Here is an 18,009-nt window from a genome sequence, read left to right as displayed (position 1 = left end):
GCCGTCCAATGCATGGTTCGGCCGGGTTCGGTGCTCTGCCGCTATAGGTGGGTCGGCGCCGCAGGTCAGGGCCCCGGCTGCCGGCCCCTCACGTGCCCCGCTTCACTCCGTTGCCGTAACGGCGTACGACCCCACTCCCGCGGCATCGCCCCCGACCGGTCGATGCTCGTAGGCTATGGCGGTGACGCTGACGCAGCTCGCCTATCTCGTGGCACTGGCCGACGCGCGCAGCTTCACCCGGGCCGCCGACGTGGCCGGGGTGGCGCAGCCGACGCTGTCGCGACAGCTGCGGGTGCTCGAGGACGAGCTCGGGGCGCCGCTGGTGCAGCGCGGGGGCCGCGAGGGCGTCACGCTCACCCCGGCGGGCGAGGTGGTGCTGCCGCTCGCGCGGCGGATGCTGGCCGACGCCGAGCGCGCCCGCACCGGCGTCGCCGAGCTCATCGGGCTGCGCAGCGGGCGGGTGCGGGTCGGGGCCACCCCGTCGCTGTGCATCGGCGTGCTGGCCGACGTGCTGCGCGTCTTCCACGACCGCTACCCCGACGTCCGGCTGGAGCTGGTCGAGAGCGGGTCGCAGCCGCTGGTGCGCTCGCTCGTCCGCGGGGAGCTCGACGTCGCGCTGGTGATCGTGCCGAGCACCGGCGTCGACCCCGCGCTGCACACCACCCCGCTGCTGCGCGAGCGGCTGTCGGTGGCCTCCCCCTCCTCGGAGCGCGCGCCGTCCTCGCGCGGGTCGATGACCGTCCACGAGCTGGCCCGCCGCCCGCTCGTCGTCCCGCGGCTGGGCTACGACGTGCGCGAGGCGACGTTGCGCGCGTACGCCGACGCGGGCGAGACCCCCCGCTTCGCCGTGGAGGGCGGGGAGATGGACGCGGTGCTGCGGCTGGTCGAGGCCGGGACCGGGGTCGCGGTGGTGCCGGACCTCGTGTTCGCCGGCCGCCCCCGGCTGCGGCGCACCGTGCTCACCCCACCGCTCTACCAGACGGTGGCGCTGGCCCGCCGCGCCGACCTCGTCCCCACCCACGCCATGAGCGCGTTCCGCGACACGCTGCTGTCGTTCCTGGCCGCGCTGTCGGCGGGCGACGGGCTGCCCGGCGACGTGCAGGTGCTGCGCCGCCCTGATTAGCTCACCGCATGGCCGACGTGCACTTCTACTTCGATCCGGTGTGCCCCTTCGCGTGGATGACCAGCAAGTGGGTGCGGCAGGTGCAGGCCGCGCGCGACTACTCCGTGCAGTGGCGGTTCATCTCGCTGCGGCTGCTGAACTCCCACATCGACTACGACGCGCACTTCCCGCCGGAGTACGAGGCGGGCCACACCGCGGGGCTGCGCCTGCTGCGCGTGGCCGCCGCCACCCGGGCGGCGCACGGCGACGCCGCCGTCGACCGGCTGTACGCCGCCCTCGGCGCGGCCATCTTCGACACCGACCCGGTGCCCGACGACGACGCCGCGCGCCGGGGCACGGCCGGGTTCGTCGCCCCCGTGCTCGCCGGGCTCGGGCTGCCGGCCGGGCTCACCGACGCCCTCGACGACCCGGGCTGGGACGCCCTGATCCAGGCCGAGACCGACGAGGCGCTCGCGCTCACCGGCAAGGACGTCGGCACCCCGATCCTGCAGTTCGAGCCGCCGGACGGGGTGGCCTTCTTCGGCCCGGTGATCAGCCGCCTCCCCGCCGACGACGAGGCGGCGGAGCTCTGGGACCACGTCATCGCGCTGGCCCGCTTCCCCGGGTTCGCCGAGCTCAAGCGCAGCCTGCGCGAGCTGCCCCGGCTGCGGGCGCTCGGCGTCGCCGACGACGAGGTGGGGGTGCAGCAGGACTGGCACGCGGGGAGCCGGCGGCAGAAGCGGTAGCCGGCTCAGTCGGGGACGTGGTCGTCGCCGAGCTCCTCGGCGTCGGCCCCGTGCGCCGCGAGCGCCTCCCGGACCACCCGGTAGGCGACCCCGCCGCCGTAACCCTTGCGGGCGAGCATGCCGACCAACCGGTTGACCGCCTTGCGGCGCTGCTCCGGGGTGTCGGCGGGCACGGTGCGCAGCTTGCGGTCGACCAGCTCGCGGGCGCGCTGTTCCTCCGACGCGGGATCGACCTCCTCCAGCGCCTCCCCCGCCACCTCGTCGTCGACGCCCTTGCGCCGCAGCTCCATCGCGATCGCCCGCCGCGAGAGGCCGCGGTAGCTGTGGCGGGAACGCACGTACTGGCCGGCGAAGGCGGCGTCGTCGATCAGGCCGACCTCGTCGAACCGGCTCAGCACCGACTCGGCGGCGTCGTCGGGCACGCCGCGCTGCGCCAGGGCCCGGGCCAGCTCGTGCCGGGTGCGGGCCCGGTCGGTGAGCAGCCGCAGGCAGATCTCCCGGGCCGCGACCAGCGGGTCGGCGTCGGGGTCGATCTGCTTCGGCCCCCAGCCGCGACGGGCGCCGTCGCGCGGCCGGCCCTCCCCGGCCGCGTCGGCGGGTTCCGGCTGCGACGGGCGGTCGCCGCCGCGCTCGGGGCCGGGACCCGCGGGCCGGTCGGTGTCGGGTGGCCCCGGCCGGGTGCCGGCGCGCCGCCGCGGGCGCCTGCCGCCCCGTGTGCCCTCCTCGGCATCCGGTTCGGGCGCGGCCCGTCCGCCGCCCGGCGCCACCCGGCCACGTCCGCCCGCACCGAGGCGCGCCGTCCGCACGGCCGTGCCCCGGGACGCGCCCGGCGCGTCCGGCACGTCCAGCTCGGCGACGGCGACCGCCGGATCCGCGCCGCCGGCCTCGCCGAGCCGCGCGACCGCGGCCGGTGGGCCGTCCGGGGCTCCGGGATCGTCTGCGGCGGGATCGCCATCGGGGCCCGCCCCGGCGGTGGTGCGGTCGGGGTCCTCCCCCGTCCCGAGCCCGGCGAACGTCGCGACGGGGGCGGCGGCCGGGCCGTCACCGCCGATCGCGTCGAACCGGGCCTCGACGGCCGGACCGGTGGCCGGCCCGGGCCGCTCGAACCCGGCGACCCGGCGCGGGTCGCCGCCCACGCTCAGAAGTCGACGGGTGTCGGGACGGCCGCGTCGGCGTCGACGACGGCCCCGATGCCCAGCTTCTCCTTGATCCGCTTCTCGATCTCGTTGGCGACGTCGGGGTTCTCCCGCAGGAACTTGCGGGCGTTCTCCTTGCCCTGCCCGAGCTGGTCGCCCTCGTAGGTGTACCAGGCACCGGACTTGCGGACGAGGCCCTGCTCGACGCCCACGTCGACCAGCGAACCCTCACGGCTGATGCCGACGCCGTAGAGGATGTCGAACTCGGCCTGCTTGAACGGCGGGGCGACCTTGTTCTTCACGACCTTGACGCGGGTGCGGTTGCCGACCATGTCGGAGCCGTCCTTGAGCGTCTCGATGCGGCGGATGTCGAGGCGGACCGAGGCGTAGAACTTCAGCGCCTTGCCACCCGTGGTCGTCTCCGGGGAGCCGAACATGACGCCGATCTTCTCGCGCAGCTGGTTGATGAAGATCATCGTGGTGCCGGAGTTGCTGAGCGCACCGGTGATCTTGCGCAGGGCCTGGCTCATGAGCCGGGCCTGCAGGCCGACATGGCTGTCGCCCATCTCGCCCTCGATCTCGGCGCGGGGCACGAGCGCGGCCACCGAGTCGACGACGATGAGGTCGAGCGCGCCGGAGCGGATGAGCATGTCGGCGATCTCGAGCGCCTGCTCCCCCGTGTCGGGCTGGGAGACGAGCAGGTTGTCGGTGTCGACGCCCAGCGCCTTCGCGTACTCCGGGTCGAGCGCGTGCTCGGCGTCGATGAACGCGGCGATGCCACCCGCGGCCTGCGCGTTGGCCACCGCGTGCAGCGCGACCGTGGTCTTACCGCTGGACTCCGGGCCGTAGATCTCCACCACGCGGCCGCGGGGCAGACCACCCACGCCGAGCGCGACGTCGAGGGCGATCGAGCCCGTGGGGATGATGCCGACCGGCGGGCGGGTGTCGTCGCCCAGGCGCATCACCGAGCCCTTGCCGTGGCTCTTCTCGATCTGGGCGAGGGCGAGTTCGAGCGCCTTCTCTCGGTCGGGTGCGATCATCGCCGGCTCCACATCGTGGTCGTGTCGGTCTTGGAGAGGTGTCGACGTCGACGGTAGGGGCGACCACCGACAATCCGCGGGCGAGGTCCGGAACTGTGGACGGCCACCACGCGATGTGGACAACACACTAGCGAACACCTGTTCGATCGCGACGTCGACACGCCCGGCGGCCAGGATCGCGCGCCGGACGGCGGATCTACTGCCGCGAGGGGGGCACGTCGTAGGCCGCACAGACGACCCGCCACACCTCGCGGGCGTCGTGGCCGGACTCCAGCGCCTGCTCCACCGTGCGGTCGCCGAGCTCGGCGAACACGTGGTCACGGGCCAGTGAGGCGGCGCGCGCGGCACCGAACTCCCCCTCCATGAGCTCACGGAACTGCGTCAGTCGCACACCCCCACGCTAGGCCACGGCGCCGTCGGAGGACGTCGGGCGGCCCGTCCGTCGACGGCGGAGCGCCGCGCCGTCCCGTCGTCCGGGACGACCGGACGGCGCGGGAGGTAGCCTCGTCGATATGGACTATTCGGGCGATCCCACCGGCTTCTCGTCGCCGCTCGGGCAGCTCGTCGTGCTGATGATGCTGCTGACGTCGCTGACGCTGCTGCTGCGCTGGTGGTGGCAGAACCGCGGGCGCTGAGGACCCGGGCCCGAGGGCCCAGGCCTGAGGATCTAGGAGGTGTGCTCCTCCATGTACTCCTCGGCGCCGGTGTCGGAGTAGTCGAGCCCGGCCCCGTGGGCGTGCTCCCTCTTGAACGCCGCGAACTTCTCCCCGACCTGGTTGCGGACCTCGAGCGAGGTCTTCTCCAGGAACGGCGCCAGGTCGTCGCGCTCCTCCTCGGCCAGGTGGTGGTCGTTGGCCTCCTGGGCGTCCCTGATCCCGGCCCACCACTCGTCGCTGCCTAGGTCGGCGGCCGCGGCGCGCCGGATGCCCTTGCGGATGTCGTCGTGGTCGCCGACGGCGTCCTCGGTCTCGTCCTCCATGTCGTCGACGCGCTCGAGGAGCTGCGGGTAGAAGAACTTCTCCTCGGCCGTGGCGTGCACCTCGAGCTCGGCCGCCAGCGGCGCCCAGATCGCGGCGGCCGCGGTGGCGTCGTCGTGCAGCTTCTCCAGCTCGGCGAAGCGGGCGCGGAATGACTCGTGGTCGTCGAGGATGAGGCGGACGACGTCGGGCATGGTGGTGGGCTCCTGTCGGTTTCGGTCGCGGCTACGTTCCCGGTCGGAGCGGTGGTCAAACCCCGAGCAGCGCCCGGGCGGCCTCCCGGGCCCGCACGACGGCGTCCGGCTGCCCGCCCGCGGTGACCATGACGGTCGCGCCCTCGAAGAGCAGGTGCAGCTGTGCGCCGAGCCCGGCGTCGCCGGCCAGGCCCGCGAACAGCTCCCGCATCCACTCCTTCTCCGCCCGCACGACGGCCACCCCGGGATGGTCGGTGCCGCCGATCTCGGCGTAGGCGTTGACGAAGGCGCAGCCGCGGTCCTGGGTGACGAGCCAGGCGTCGAGCGCGTCGAACACGGCGAGCACCGAACCGTCGCCCCGGGTGCGCTCGGCCAGGAACGCCTGCCAGGTGCGGGCGCGGCGGCGCAGGTACAGCGCGACGAGGGCGTCCTTCGAGCCGAAGCGGTCGTAGAGCGTCTTCTTCGTCGTACCGGCGTGCTCGGCGACGAGGTCGACGCCGACGGCGCGGATCCCGTGTCGGTAGAACAGCTCCGACGCGGCGACGGCGAGGCGCTCCCCCGCGGCGGTCAGCGGGGGTCCGGGGTCGAGCGGGTCGGGCACGGTGGGGACCTTCCGTCGGCGGGACACTGCGAGTATACCGACCGGTATGGTTACGTCGAGCCGGTGACGAACCGACGGATCGACGCCCTCGCGGCGGCCGCACTGGTGGTGCTGTGGAGCTCGGGCTTCGTCGGGGCCGAGCTGGGCACCCGGACCGCACCCGCGCTGACGCTGCTGGCGTGGCGCTACGCGGTCGCCGCGCTGCTGCTGGGGCTGGTGGCCGCGGTGCTGCACCGGCCGGCCGCGCCCGGCGCGTGGCGGCGCCAGGCCGGGCTGGGCGTCCTGGTCCAGGTCCTCTACCTGGGCGGGATCGTGTCCGGGGTGGGGCTCGGCGTGCCGGCCGGGACCGCGGCGCTGGTCGCGGCGGTGCAGCCGCTGCTCGTCGCGGCCGTCGGGGGCCCGCTGCTGGGCGAGCGGACGACGGGGCGCCAGCGCGCGGGGCTGGCGATCGGGCTGGTCGGCGTCGTCTGGGTCGTGGCGGGGGACGTGGGCGGCGGCACCGCGCCGGGGTGGGCCTACCTGCTGCCCGTGGGCGGGATGCTCGCGCTCACCGCGGGCACGGTGCTGCAGCGCCGGATGCGCGCCCCGGAGACGCCGCTGCAGTCGCTGACGATGCAGACGGCGACGGCGGCGGCGCTGTTCGTCGCGGTCGCCGGGGGGACGGGGGACCTCGTGCCGCCCGCGGATCCGGCGTTCTGGTGGGCCGTCGCCTGGACGGTGCTGCTGTCGTCCTTCGGCGGGTACGGGGCCTACCTGGTCGTGCTGGGCCGGAGCGGCGCGCTGCGGGTGAGCACGCTGCTCTACCTCACCCCTCCGGTCACGGCGGTGTGGGCGTTCCTGATGTTCGGGGAGGTCCCGGGGGCGCTGGCGTGGCCGGGCGCGGCGGCGTGCGCGGTCGGCGTCGGGCTGGTGCTGCTCGGGCGCCCGCGGGAAAGTGTCGGACCCCCGGCGCATGATGGAGACCATGACCGCGCTCGACGGGTTCTCCCCCGCCACCCGTGACTGGTTCACGGGGGCCTTCGCCGCGCCCACCGCGGCCCAGGAGGGGGCCTGGAGCGCCGCGCAGGCCGGGCGGCACGCGCTCGTCGTCGCCCCCACGGGATCGGGCAAGACGCTGGCGGCGTTCCTCTGGGCGCTCGACCGGCTGGCGTCCACTCCGGTCCCCGACGAGCCGAAGCACCGCTGCCGGGTGCTGTACGTCTCGCCGCTCAAGGCACTGGCGGTCGACGTGCAGCGCAACCTGCGCTCCCCGCTCGCCGGCATCCGGCAGGCGGCGCAGCGGCTGGGGCACGCGGTCCCCGACGTCACGGTCGGGATGCGCACCGGCGACACCCCGGCCGACGAGCGGCGCGCCTTCGCCCGCACCCCGCCCGATGTGCTGGTCACCACGCCGGAGTCGCTGTTCCTGCTGCTCACCTCGGCGGCGCGGGAGTCGCTCAAGGGCGTCGAGACCGTGATCCTCGACGAGGTACACGCCGTGGCCGGCACCAAGCGCGGCGCGCACCTGGCCCTGTCCCTGGAGCGGCTCGACGAGCTGCGCTCCACCGATGCGGGACACCCACACCCGAGGCAGCCCGCCCAGCGCATCGGCCTGTCCGCCACGGTCCGGCCGATCGACGAGGTGTCCACGTTCCTGGCCGGTGCACGCCCGGTGGAGATCGTGCAGCCGTCGATCCCCAAGACCATCGAGGTCACCGTCGAGGTCCCGGTGCCCGATCTGGCCGCGCTCGACGAGCGGCCCGCGCCGGGCAGCTCCGACGAGGAGGTCATCGGGTCGGCGGCGGGCACCGCGCAGCGCCCCTCGATCTGGCCCGCGGTGGAGCGCCGCCTGCTGGAGCTGGTGCGGGCGCACCGGTCCACGATCGTGTTCTCCAACTCCCGGCGCCTCGCCGAGCGGCTGACGTCCAAGCTCAACGAGCTGGCGGCCGAGGAGGTCGAGGGCGAGCTGCCCGACCTCGACGCGCCGTTCCCCGCAGAGGCCGTCGGGCAGTCCGGCGTCGGGAGCGGGGCGCCGCCGGTCGTGGCGAAGGCGCACCACGGGTCGATGTCGCGCGAGCAGCGCACGCTCGTGGAGGAGGAGCTCAAGGCCGGGCTGCTGCCGTGCGTGGTGGCCACCTCCAGCCTGGAGCTGGGCATCGACATGGGCGCGGTCGACCTCGTCGTGCAGGTGGAGGCCCCACCGAGCGTGGCGTCCGGGCTGCAGCGGGTGGGCCGGGCCGGGCACCAGGTCGGCGCGGTCTCCACCGGCGTCGTGTTCCCGAAGTTCCGCGGGGATCTCGTGTCCTGCGCGGTGGTGGCCGAGCGGATGACGGCCGGCGCCATCGAGTCGATGCGCTACCCGCGCAACCCGCTCGACGTCCTGGCCCAGCAGATCGTCGCGATGGTCGCGCTCGAGCCGTGGGCGCTCGACGACCTCACCCGCGTCGTGCGCCGGGCCGCGCCGTTCGCCGCGCTGCCCGACTCCGCGCTGCACTCGGTGCTCGACATGCTGGCCGGGCGCTACCCGTCGGAGGAGTTCGGGGAGCTGCGCGCGCGGATCACCTGGGACCGCGTCACCGACACACTGGCCGGGCGGCCCGGCGCGCAGCGGCTCGCCGTCACCTCCGGGGGCACCATCCCCGACCGCGGGCTGTTCACGGTCATGACGCCCGGCGGGGCCGACGGCGCCGGGTCGCGGGTGGGCGAGCTCGACGAGGAGATGGTCTACGAGTCACGGGTCGGCGACACGTTCCTGCTCGGCACGTCGAGCTGGCGGGTGGAGGACATCACCCACGACCGGGTGATCGTCACCCCCGCACCCGGGGTGCCCGCCCGGATGCCGTTCTGGAAGGGCGAGTCGATCGGCCGCCCGCTCGAGCTCGGGCGGGCCGTGGGGGCGTTCGTGCGGGAGATGTCGGCGTTGCCCGACGTCGACGCGCGGGCCCGGGCCGCTGCGGCGGGCCTCGACGAGTGGGCGATCGACAACCTGCTCGCCTACCTGCACGAGCAGCGCGACGCCACCCGCCACGTCCCGAGCGACCGCACGATCCTCGTCGAGCGCTTCCGCGACGAGCTGGGCGACTGGCGCCTGGTCGTGCACTCCCCGTTCGGGCGCCAGGTCAACGGGCCGTGGTCGCTGGCGATCTCCGCGCGGATGCGGGAGCGGCGGGGCGTGGAGTGCCAGGCGTCGGCGGGCGACGACGGGATCGTGCTGCGCCTGCCCGACGCCGTCGACGACTCCGGTGCCGAGGTCGTGCCCACCGCGGAGGACGTGCTGCTCGACCCGGCCGAGGTCGAGCAGATCGTCGTCGCGGAGCTGGGCGGGTCCTCGCTGTACGCGTCCCGCTTCCGCGAGTGCGCGGCACGGTCGCTGCTGCTGCCCCGCCGCGACCCCAAGCGGCGGGCGCCCCTGTGGCAGCAGCGGCAACGCTCGGCGCAGCTGCTGGCGGTGGCGGGCCGCTACGAGCAGTTCCCCGTCACGCTCGAGGCGATGCGCGAGTGCGTGCAGGACGTCTACGACCTGCCGGGGCTGCGCTCCCTGATGGCCGACGTGCAGGGGCGGAAGGTGCAGGTCGTCGAGGTCGTCACCCCGGCGCCGTCGCCGTTCGCGCGGAGCCTGCTGTTCGGCTACGTCGGGATGTTCCTCTACGAGGCCGACGCCCCGCTGGCCGAGCGCCGCGCCGCGGCGCTGGCACTGGACTCCACCCTGCTCGCCGAGCTGCTGGGGTCCGAGGCGATCCGGGAGCTGCTCGACCCCGAGGTGCTGGCCGAGGTGGAGGCCTCGCTGCAGCGCCTCAGCGAGGACCGGCACGCCCGCGACGCCGAGGGCGCGGCCGACCTGCTGCGCTTCCTCGGCGACCTGACCACCGAGGAGGCCGCCGCCCGCGGGGTCGCACCGGAGTGGCTCGCGGAGCTGGAGTCCGCCCGCCGCGCGATCCGGGTACGCGTCGGCGGCCAGGAGCGCTGGCTCGCCATCGAGGACGCAGGCCGGGTGCGCGACGCGCTCGGTGCCGCGCTCCCCGTCGGCGTGCCGGAGGCGTTCACCGAGCCGGTGGCCGACCCGCTGGGCGACCTCGTCCTGCGCTACGCGCGCACCCACGGCCCGTTCGCCGCGGCCGACTGCGCGGCCCGCTTCGGGCTCGGCGTCGCCGTCGTGGCGGGTGTGCTCGACCGGCTGGTGGGCTCGGGCCGGGTCGTCCGCGGCGAGCTGCGCCCGGGCGCCGACGGCATCGAGTACTGCGACGCCGAGGTGCTGCGGCGGTTGCGGCGCGGATCGCTGGCCCGGCTGCGGGCCGAGGTCGAGCCGGTGGAGCAGCGGGCGCTGGGCCGGTTCCTGCCAGCCTGGCAGGGAGTGCGCACCGGGGCCGAGGACGGGCGGCGCGGCCGGATGCGGCGCGCGCCGGGCGCGGAGGACGTGCTCGGCGTCGTCGAGCAGCTGGCCGGGGCCCCGCTGCCGGCGAGCGCGCTGGAGTCGCTGATCCTGCCGGCCCGGTTGCCCGGCTACACCCCGGCCCTGCTCGACGAGCTCACGGCGGCGGGCGAGGTCACCTGGACCGGGTGCGGTCCGCTGGCCGGCAGCGACGGCTGGCTCGCGATCGCCCCGGCCGACGTCGCCGACCTGCTGCTCCCCGAGCCCGAGACCGACGTCGCCGACGCCCCGCTGCACCGCGCCCTGCTCGGGGCCCTCGACGGCGGCGGCGCGCTGTTCTTCCGGGAGCTCGCCGACCGTGCAGGCCGCACGCTGGTCGACGACGGCGAGGCCGCCCCGGGCGACGACGCCGTGGTGACCGCCGTCTGGGACCTGGTCTGGGCGGGCCTGCTCACGAACGACACGCTCGGCCCGCTGCGGGCGCGGCTCTCCGGCGGTCGGGGCGGGGCGCACCGCACCCGGCGCACGGCGTCGCGCGGGCGGTACGCGCAGCTCCGCGCCGGGCGCCCGGCGATGCCCAGCCGCGGCGGGCCGCCGTCGGTGGGCGGGCGGTGGGCGCGCGCCGTGGCGCCGGAGCCCGACGCCACCCGTCGCGCCCACGCCCGCGCGGAGGCCTTCCTGGAGCGGCACGGGGTGCTCACCCGCGGAGCGCTGGGCACCGAGCGGGTGGTGGGCGGGTTCGCCGCGGTCTACCGGGTGCTGCGGGCCATGGAGGATTCCGGCCGCGCGCGCCGCGGCTACGTCGTCGAGGGGCTGGGGGCGGCGCAGTTCGCGGTGCCGGGCGCGATCGACCGGCTGCGGGCGATGTCGCGGCCCGACGGCGCGGCGAGCGAGGAGGGTGGGCTCTCCCGGGTGGTGCTCGCCGCGGCCGATCCGGCCCAGCCCTACGGGGCGGCGCTGCCGTGGCCCGACACGGTCGGCGACACGAAGCACCGTCCCGGGCGCAAGGCGGGCGCACTGGTGGTGCTCGTCGAGGGGGCGCCCGCGCTCTACGTCGAGCGGGGCGGCCGGTCGCTGCTGTCGTTCACCGCCGAGCATGCCGAGCTGACGGCCGCCGCGCAGGCACTCGCCGGTGCGGTGCACGAGGGCTGGCTGGGTTCGCTGGCCGTGGAGAAGGCCGACGGGGTCGGGTCGCTGGGGTCCGAGCTGGCCGAGGTGCTCACCGAGGCCGGGTTCCGGGTCACCCCCAAGGGTCTGCGGCTGCGCGCCTGACCCGTCCGGCATGCGGCACACTCCCGGACCGGAGCAGTCGTGGCGAGGAGGCGGTATGCGGCCCGGTCCCGGTGAGGAGACCCCCGAGGAGCGGCGGCGCCGGGAGGAGCGCGAACGGCGGCGCCGCGAGGAGCGGAGGGACGCCGCGGAGGACGCGGCCGACAGCGCCGGCGAGGTCCTGGACCTCGGGCCCGGGATCGGCCTGCCCGGCGGCCGGGGCGGGGGAACCGGCCGCGGGACCGGTGGGGACGCGGGCGGCGGATCCGGCGGGTCGGGCGGATCCGGCATCACCGGCGGGCCGGGTGGGTCCGGGGTGTCGGGCGGGTCCGGCGGCGGCTCGGGCTGCGGATCCGGTGGCGGTTCCCGCGGCGGGTCCGGCGACGGCTGCGGCGCCTGCGACTGCAACCTGCCCCTGCTGGGCCTGCTCCGCCTCTCGACCCTGCTCCTGCTGGCCGCCACGGTGCTCCCCGACCCCGGGGGCACCGGGCTGGCCCGGAGCCTGATCGGGTTCTACCGGCGCCGCCTCACCCGCTTCACCCCGCCGTGCCCGTCCACGCCGAGCTGCAGCGCCTACGCGCTGGCCGCCGTCGAGACCCGCGGGGTGCGCGCGGGGCTGGCGATGGCGTCCCGGCGCATCCGCGCCTGCGGGAGCACCGGTCAGGAGCACTCCGGCGACCCCGGAAGCCGTGCGACGACGAGCTCGACGTCGCCCTCGACGACGTCGTCCGGCGACCACCGGGCGATGACGCGCCGCGTGGACTGGGCCGACGTCGTCACCGGGCCCGCGGAGTAGCTTGCCGGGGGTGACGACCGCGCCGGACCGCCGCCCGGCACCCCCACCGATCGACCCGGCCGCACTGGGGCGAGTGGTCGCCGTCGCCGCCCGACCCGACGACGGGCTGCTCGCCGTCGGTGGCCTGCTGCGCGCGGTGCTCGACGCGGGCGGGCGGGTGGAGGTCGTCGTCGCGACCGGCGCCGGGCCCGACGCGCTCGACGGCGCACTCGCCGCGACCGGGCTGGACGGGGTCCCGGTGCACCGGCTCGGGCTGCCCGGACCCGACGACCTCGCGGGTGCGCTGGCCCCGCTGCTGCGCGACGCCGACACCGTCCTGGCCCCGTGGACCGGGGACCCGCACCCCGACCACGCCGCCACCGGCCGGGCCGCGGCGGCCGCAGCGCCGGTCACCGCGTTCGGGTTCGGCTACCCCGCAGGCACCTGGGAGCGGGTCGCCACCGACGACCCGAGCGTGCCGTGGGAGCACGCCTACACCCACCCGCTCGACGCCGGCGCGCGCGCGGCCAAGCGGCGCGCGCGGGCCTGCTTCGGGGTGGCCGCGGCCCGGGAGCCCGGCACCGAGGTCGTGTTCCGCTACCCCCGCTCCTCCGGCGCGCCCCGCGCCCGGTTCGACGAGCTGTACGCCCGCGGCGTCGGCGACCCCTGGGAGACGCGCACGGCCTGGTACGAACGACGTAAGCGGGCGATGGTGCTGGCCTGCCTGCCCGCCGAGCGCTACCGACACGCCGCCGAGCCGGCCTGCGGCACCGGGGCCCTCACCGGCGACCTCGCGGCCCGCTGCGACCGGATCAGCGCGTCGGACTTCGCCGGGTCCGCCGTCGCGCAGACGGCGGCGACGGCACCCGCGCACGTCGAGGTCTCCCGGCTCACCCTGCCCGACCCCGCCGCACTCCCGGCCGGGATCGACCTCGCGGTGCTCTCGGAGATCCTCTACTACCTCTCCGACGACGACCTGGCCGCCGTCGTCGACCGCCTGGCCGAGGCCGTCGAGCTGGGCGGCGACATCGTGCTGGTGCACTGGGACGGCTGGCCGGCCGAGGCACCACGCGACGGGGCGGCCGCGCACCGCGTGCTGCGGGCCGACCCGCGCTTCGAGACCCTCGTCGAGCACGTCGACGAGGAGTTCCTGCTGCACGTGCTGCGCCGCTGGTGACTCAACGGCGCCGCCGGCTGGGCCGGTGCCCGGAGGAGTGCCGGCGGACCGGCTTGGGGCCGGGGATCCGGGCGGGGGCCCGGGTCGGGGCCGGGGACGGGGCCGGAGTCGGGGTCGGGGCCGCCGGGACCGGGAGGGGCACGACCGGGCCCAGCCGGGAGTGCACCAGCCACTGCTGCGCGAGCGTCCACACGTTGTTCGTCAGCCAGTAGAGCAGGATCGCCACCGGGAACGGGAAGAACAGGCCGCCGACCAGCGCCCCGAGCGGGAAGAGCCACGGCGTCGCGCGCATCACCGACGCCGCGGGCCCGCCGAGGTCGGTCTGCTGCGCGAGCGAGTGGCGCGCGGTGACGTGCGTGGCGACGGCCGCGACCACCATCAGCGGCAGGCACACGGCCGCGACCTCCCAGCGTTCGACGTGCGCGCCGAAGGAGTCCAGCAGGTCCTGCGGCATCGACAGGTACGACGACAGCGGGGCACCGAGGAGCCGGGCCTCCAGGAACGACCGGACGTCGGCGGGCGGGAAGACGTAGTTGGCGATCGCCGCGTTCTGCTCGAACGTCAGCCCGGGGCGGTTGAAGCCGTGCAGCACGTGCAGCAGGCCGACGAAGACCGGGATCTGCAGCAGCGCGGGCAGGCACCCGCCGACCACGCTGACGCCGTGCGCGCGCTGCAGCTCGCCGGTGGCCCGGGCCAGCGCGGCGCGGTCGTCGCCGTGGCGCTCGCGCAGCTGCGCCAGCTGCGGGGCCAACGCCCGCATCGCCCGGCCGGACCGGACGGCGGACAGGAACGGCCGGATCATGAGCGCGCGCAGGGTGAGCACGAGGAACACCACCGACAGCGCCCAACCGAGGCCGCTGGTGGGGCCGAGCAGCAGGGCGAAGAGCTGGTGCCACGCCCACATGACGGCGGACACGGCGTAGTAGATCGGATCGAGCACGGGACACTCCGGGGGCAGCCGGGACGGGGGACACCTGTCCGGCGGGAGCGCTACACCGCCGGTGGGGTCTCCGACGGGGCCCGGGAGCGGGTACGACCCGCGGCGTCGGGGTCGCGCTGGCGGGGCACGGCACGCCGCGCGATGGCGCGGCGTCGCTCGCGGGCGGCGACGGCGGGGGTGCCGACCGCCGCGGTGGCCACCACCGCGGGGTGTCCGACGCCCCACACGAGCAGCAGCGCGCCGACCGCGCCCAGCAGCAGCGACCCGGGCTCGGCCGGTCCGGCGTCGAGCAGCCCGCTGTCGACCAGCACCGTGGCGAGCAGGGCGGTGACGAGCAGGACGACCCCGCCCACCCGTGCCCGGACCTGCTGCATGTCCGCCACGGTACCGGCCCACCGTCGCAGGACCTTGACAGCCGGGCCGACCCGGGAGGACGCTCCCCTCCGCTCGGGGAGCGGCCGGGCCCGCAACCGCCCGGAGATCGACCACGAGGTGGCCCGGTGAGGCAGCACAGCGTGAAGGACCGCCGGTCGTGAGCTACGGGCCGCCACCGCCGTGGCCACCGCAGCCCGCCGCCTGGCCACCGCCTCCTCCCCCGCCGCGACGGCGCCGGTTCCCCTGGGTCCCGGTCGTGGGCGGGGTCGTCGTCGTGGCGCTGGTCGCGGCGCTGGCGTTCGTGTGGTTCGGGCGCGGTTCGGGCGAGATCTTCCTGGAGCCCGCGGCGTCGGCGGGCGCCGACCCGTTCGACGCGAAGGTCGACTCGCTGGCACTGGCCGCGCACGCGCAGCCGATCGACCGGACGAACGTCCCCGGCGCGGCGGGCGGCACCGTCAGCAGGCGCGGCGGCGAGCCGGGGCTCTACGGCGGCACCCGCTCGGTGTCCAGCTGCGACGTCGAGCAGCTCGTCGCGTTCCTGCAGGCCAACACCGCGCAGGGCCAGGCGTGGGCGCAGGTGCAGGGGATCGGCGTCGGCGACATCGCGACCTACGTCCGGTCGCTGACGCCGGTGGTCCTGCTCGCCGACACGCGGGTGACCAACCACGGGTTCTCCCAGGGCCGGGCCACGCCGCGCCAGGCGGTGCTGGAGGCCGGCACCGCCGTGCTCGTCGACGCCTTCGGGGTGCCACGCGTCCGCTGCTACTGCGGCAACCCGCTGCTCCAGCCGGCGGCCGTGCCCGTCACGCCCGCCTACTCGGGCACGCGCTGGGCGGGCTTCGATCCCGAGCGCATCACGGTGGTCGTGCAGAACACGACCGTCGTCACCGTCGTCACGCTGGTCGACCTCGTCACCGGGGAGCGGTTCGACCGGCCCGCCGGCACGAAGGGCGAGGGCGACCGCGACGCGGGCGGGTCCGCGCCGACGCCGACCCTCCCGCCGACCACCGCGCCGCCCCCGCTGACCGTGCCACCGGACGTCACCGTGGGGCAGGGCGACGTGCAGGTGACGCTGCTGTGGCAGGGCCCCGCCGACCTCGACCTGCGCGTCACCGACCCCGCGGGCTCCACCGTCAGCTTCACCGCGCCGACCGCCCCGTCCGGCGGGGAGCTCGACGTCGACGCCAACGCCGGCTGCGGGCCCGCGGGGTCGGGCACGCACGTCGAGAACGTGTTCTGGCCGGTCGGGGCCGCGCCGCCGGGCCGGTACTCCACGGAGGTGAACGTGTTCGAGCTCTGCGGGGAGGGCTCGGTGGGCTACCAGCTGACCGTGATCGTCGACGGGCGGGTCGTCGACACCCGCTCCGGCACCCTGACCAGCGGTACCACCGCGCCGGTGACGTTCACCCGCTGAGCCCCGCCCTCCCCCGCGAGTCCCTCCTCTCCCGCGCGCGAGTCCCCGTTTTCCCGCCCGCGAGTCCGGCCGCGGCGGGCGGGGACGGGGTGGGGCGGCTAGGTTCGACCGGTGCCGGAGGGCGACACCGTCTACCTCGCCGGGAAGCGCCTACGGGCGGCGCTCACCGGCGGCACGCTGCTGCGCGGGGAGCTGCGACACCCACGGCTGGTGGAGCACGACCTGGCCGGGCGCACCGTCACCGGCGTCGCGTCGGTGGGCAAGCACCTGTTCACCCGCTTCGACGACGGCCGCAGCCTGCACAGCCACTTCCGGATGGACGGCTCGTGGCACCTCTACCGGCCCGGCATGTCCTGGCAACGGCCCGCACACGAGGCGCGGGCCGTGCTGGCCACCGCCGACCGGGTGGCCGTCGGGTTCGCGCTGCACGACATGGAGCTGCTGCCGACGGCCGAGGAGTCCCGGCTGGTCGGGCACCTGGGCCCGGACCTGCTCGACCCCGACTGGTCCGAGGACCACGCCGCCGAGGCACTGCGCCGGTTCACCGCACGGGGGGCCTCGGAGGTGGGGTCCGTGCTGCTGGAGCAGCGGGTCATGGCCGGGGTGGGCAACCTCTACAAGACCGAGGTCTGCTTCCTGCGCGGCATCTCCCCGTGGACCCTGACGGCCGACGTGCCCGACCCGGCCGGGGTGATCGCCCTGTCCCGCGAGCTGCTGCTGCGCAACGCCGACCGCCCCGAGCAGTCCACCACCGGCGAGCTCGGCCGCAACCAGCACTGGGTCTTCGAACGGGGCGGGCAGCGTTGCCGCCGCTGCGGCACCCGGATCCGGGTGGCCGAGCAGGGCGACGGTGTCTACGCCCGCGTCGCCTACTGGTGCCCGACCTGCCAGCCCGGCCCGGCGCCCGTCCCGACCCGGCGTCCCCCGCGCCGGCGCTGACGGGACGGCGCTGACCCGGATGGCGCCGACCGGCCGGCGCACGGACGCGCCGACCCGGTCGCACGGATGTCCCGACTCGCGGGTGGGGGGTCAGGCGGTGCCGGGCTGCTGCTGCTTGTCCAGCTGCGGGGTGCCGGCGGGCTGCGGGGCGGCGGTGACCTCGCCCGCGACCGGGGTGCCGTGCAGCGAGGCCCGGATCTGCTCGAGCCGACTGGCGCCGGCCATGTCGGCGGTGGACGCCTGCACCTCCAGCATCCGGCCCTGCACCGAGTTCTGGGCCAGCTCCCCGGCGCCGAGCGCGTTGGCGTAGCGGCGCTCGATCTTCTCCCGGACCTCCTCCAGCGAGGGGGTGTTGCCCGGGGCGGCGAGCTCGCTCATCTGCCGCAGCGACGCCGCGGCCTGCTCCTGCATCTTCGCCTGCTCGAGCTGGCTCAGCAGCTTGGTGCGCTCGGCGATCTTCTGCTGCAGCATCATCGCGTTGCGCTCGACGGCCTGCTTGGCCTGCGCTGCGGCCTGGATCGACTGGTCGTGCAGCGTCTTCATGTCCTCGACGGACTGCTCGGCGGTGACCAGCTGCGTGGCGAACGCCTGGGCCGACTGCTCGTACTGCCCGGCCTTGACCTCGTCACCCGCGGCGCGGGCCTGGTCGGCCAGCACGAGCGCCTGGCGGGCCGAGGCCTGGAGCTTCTCGATGTCGCCGAGCTGGCGGTTGAGCTTCATCTCCAGCTGGCGCTGGTTGCCGATGACGGCCGCGGCCTGCTGCGACAGGGCCTGGTGCTGGCGCTGGGCGTCCTCGATGGCCTGCTGGATCTGGACCTTCGGATCGGCGTACTCGTCGACCTTGGACGAGAACAGCGCCATGAGGTACTTCCAGGACTTGACGAACGGGTTGGCCATCTCTTCCGCTACCTCCGGGGTGCCGTGTACGCGCTGTCCGATCCGGCCGCCGGTGCGCTCCTGCGCCCCATCGTGGCAC

At 75.9% G+C, this 18,009-nt stretch carries 17 protein-coding genes; 9 read left to right on the top strand and 8 right to left on the bottom strand.

Going from position 1 to position 18,009, the window contains the following annotated elements; all coding sequences use genetic code 11:
• Positions 1-181: 181 nt before the first annotated feature.
• Together PHY01_RS09475 and PHY01_RS09470 are read left to right on the top strand one after the other, a co-directional pair.
• Positions 182-1,123 (top strand): LysR family transcriptional regulator, encoded by a 942-nt coding sequence (locus tag PHY01_RS09475; protein WP_141278173.1) that lies wholly within the window; start codon positions 182-184, stop codon positions 1,121-1,123.
• Between the two features lie 8 nt (positions 1,124-1,131).
• Complete coding sequence (locus PHY01_RS09470) at positions 1,132-1,848, top strand: mycothiol-dependent nitroreductase Rv2466c family protein (protein WP_141278172.1); 717 nt, start codon at positions 1,132-1,134, stop codon at positions 1,846-1,848.
• Positions 1,849-1,853: 5 nt separating this feature from the next.
• On the opposite strand, the gene PHY01_RS28090 is transcribed toward PHY01_RS09470, so the two are convergent.
• The 3 genes from PHY01_RS28090 to PHY01_RS09455 form a co-directional block, all read right to left on the bottom strand.
• A complete protein-coding gene (locus tag PHY01_RS28090) occupies positions 1,854-2,984 on the bottom strand; it encodes a regulatory protein RecX (protein WP_141278171.1) in 1,131 nt (376 codons plus the stop codon).
• Between the two features lie 2 nt (positions 2,985-2,986).
• Positions 2,987-4,024, bottom strand: coding sequence for a recombinase RecA (recA, locus tag PHY01_RS09460; protein WP_141278170.1), 1,038 nt, complete (start codon positions 4,022-4,024; stop codon positions 2,987-2,989).
• A gap of 196 nt (positions 4,025-4,220) precedes the next feature.
• Positions 4,221-4,415 carry a DUF3046 domain-containing protein gene (locus PHY01_RS09455; RefSeq protein ID WP_141278169.1) on the bottom strand — a complete coding sequence of 65 codons (195 nt, stop codon included), beginning with the start codon at positions 4,413-4,415 and terminating at the stop codon, positions 4,221-4,223.
• 121 nt (positions 4,416-4,536) lie between these two features.
• On the opposite strand from PHY01_RS09455, the gene PHY01_RS27925 reads away from it, so the two are divergent.
• On the top strand, positions 4,537-4,659 hold the full coding sequence (locus tag PHY01_RS27925) for a hypothetical protein (protein ID WP_281283613.1): 123 nt from the start codon (positions 4,537-4,539) through the stop codon (positions 4,657-4,659).
• A 32-nt stretch (positions 4,660-4,691) separates the two neighbouring features.
• Here the strand turns inward: PHY01_RS27925 and PHY01_RS09450 are convergent, their stop codons facing one another.
• Together PHY01_RS09450 and PHY01_RS09445 are read right to left on the bottom strand one after the other, a co-directional pair.
• Positions 4,692-5,195: a hemerythrin domain-containing protein gene (locus tag PHY01_RS09450; protein ID WP_141278168.1), complete on the bottom strand. Its 504-nt coding sequence runs from the start codon at positions 5,193-5,195 to the stop codon at positions 4,692-4,694.
• 55 nt (positions 5,196-5,250) lie between these two features.
• Positions 5,251-5,796 carry a TetR/AcrR family transcriptional regulator gene (locus PHY01_RS09445; protein WP_141278167.1) on the bottom strand — a complete coding sequence of 182 codons (546 nt, stop codon included), beginning with the start codon at positions 5,794-5,796 and terminating at the stop codon, positions 5,251-5,253.
• Between the two features lie 63 nt (positions 5,797-5,859).
• Here PHY01_RS09445 and PHY01_RS09440 point away from each other — a divergent pair, with 63 nt between their 5' ends.
• Genes PHY01_RS09440 through PHY01_RS09425 form a run of 4 tightly spaced genes read left to right on the top strand, consistent with a single transcriptional unit; the run spans position 5,860 to position 13,365 of the window.
• On the top strand, positions 5,860-6,798 hold the full coding sequence (locus PHY01_RS09440; protein WP_141278166.1) for a DMT family transporter: 939 nt from the start codon (positions 5,860-5,862) through the stop codon (positions 6,796-6,798).
• Positions 6,761-11,416, top strand: coding sequence for an ATP-dependent helicase (locus PHY01_RS09435; protein ID WP_170183726.1), 4,656 nt, complete (start codon positions 6,761-6,763; stop codon positions 11,414-11,416). The genes PHY01_RS09440 and PHY01_RS09435 overlap by 38 nt, the downstream gene beginning before the upstream one ends.
• Before the next feature lie 55 nt (positions 11,417-11,471).
• On the top strand, positions 11,472-12,209 hold the full coding sequence (gene yidD, locus PHY01_RS27065; RefSeq protein ID WP_141278164.1) for a membrane protein insertion efficiency factor YidD: 738 nt from the start codon (positions 11,472-11,474) through the stop codon (positions 12,207-12,209).
• A gap of 10 nt (positions 12,210-12,219) precedes the next feature.
• On the top strand, positions 12,220-13,365 hold the full coding sequence (locus PHY01_RS09425; RefSeq protein ID WP_141278163.1) for an SAM-dependent methyltransferase: 1,146 nt from the start codon (positions 12,220-12,222) through the stop codon (positions 13,363-13,365).
• A 1-nt stretch (position 13,366) separates the two neighbouring features.
• On the opposite strand, the gene yidC is transcribed toward PHY01_RS09425, so the two are convergent.
• Entirely contained in the window at positions 13,367-14,305 is a 939-nt protein-coding gene (yidC, locus tag PHY01_RS09420; RefSeq protein WP_141278162.1) for a membrane protein insertase YidC, read from the bottom strand.
• 50 nt (positions 14,306-14,355) lie between these two features.
• A complete protein-coding gene (locus PHY01_RS09415; protein WP_141278161.1) occupies positions 14,356-14,679 on the bottom strand; it encodes a DUF6412 domain-containing protein in 324 nt (107 codons plus the stop codon).
• 257 nt (positions 14,680-14,936) lie between these two features.
• Here PHY01_RS09415 and PHY01_RS09410 point away from each other — a divergent pair, with 257 nt between their 5' ends.
• A complete protein-coding gene (locus PHY01_RS09410) occupies positions 14,937-16,094 on the top strand; it encodes a DUF6777 domain-containing protein (protein WP_141278160.1) in 1,158 nt (385 codons plus the stop codon).
• A gap of 111 nt (positions 16,095-16,205) precedes the next feature.
• Positions 16,206-17,033, top strand: coding sequence for a DNA-formamidopyrimidine glycosylase family protein (locus PHY01_RS09405; RefSeq protein ID WP_141278159.1), 828 nt, complete (start codon positions 16,206-16,208; stop codon positions 17,031-17,033).
• Positions 17,034-17,123: 90 nt separating this feature from the next.
• Here PHY01_RS09405 and PHY01_RS09400 read toward each other — a convergent pair whose 3' ends face one another.
• On the bottom strand, positions 17,124-17,930 hold the full coding sequence (locus PHY01_RS09400) for a PspA/IM30 family protein (protein ID WP_141278158.1): 807 nt from the start codon (positions 17,928-17,930) through the stop codon (positions 17,124-17,126).
• Between the last annotated feature and the right edge of the window lie 79 nt (positions 17,931-18,009).

The organism is Pseudonocardia hydrocarbonoxydans, assembly GCF_006539565.1.
Taxonomy (GTDB): domain Bacteria; phylum Actinomycetota; class Actinomycetes; order Mycobacteriales; family Pseudonocardiaceae; genus Pseudonocardia; species Pseudonocardia hydrocarbonoxydans.
The sequence above is the reverse complement of the archived record's forward strand: the minus strand, read 5'-3'. Positions and strand labels throughout refer to the sequence as shown.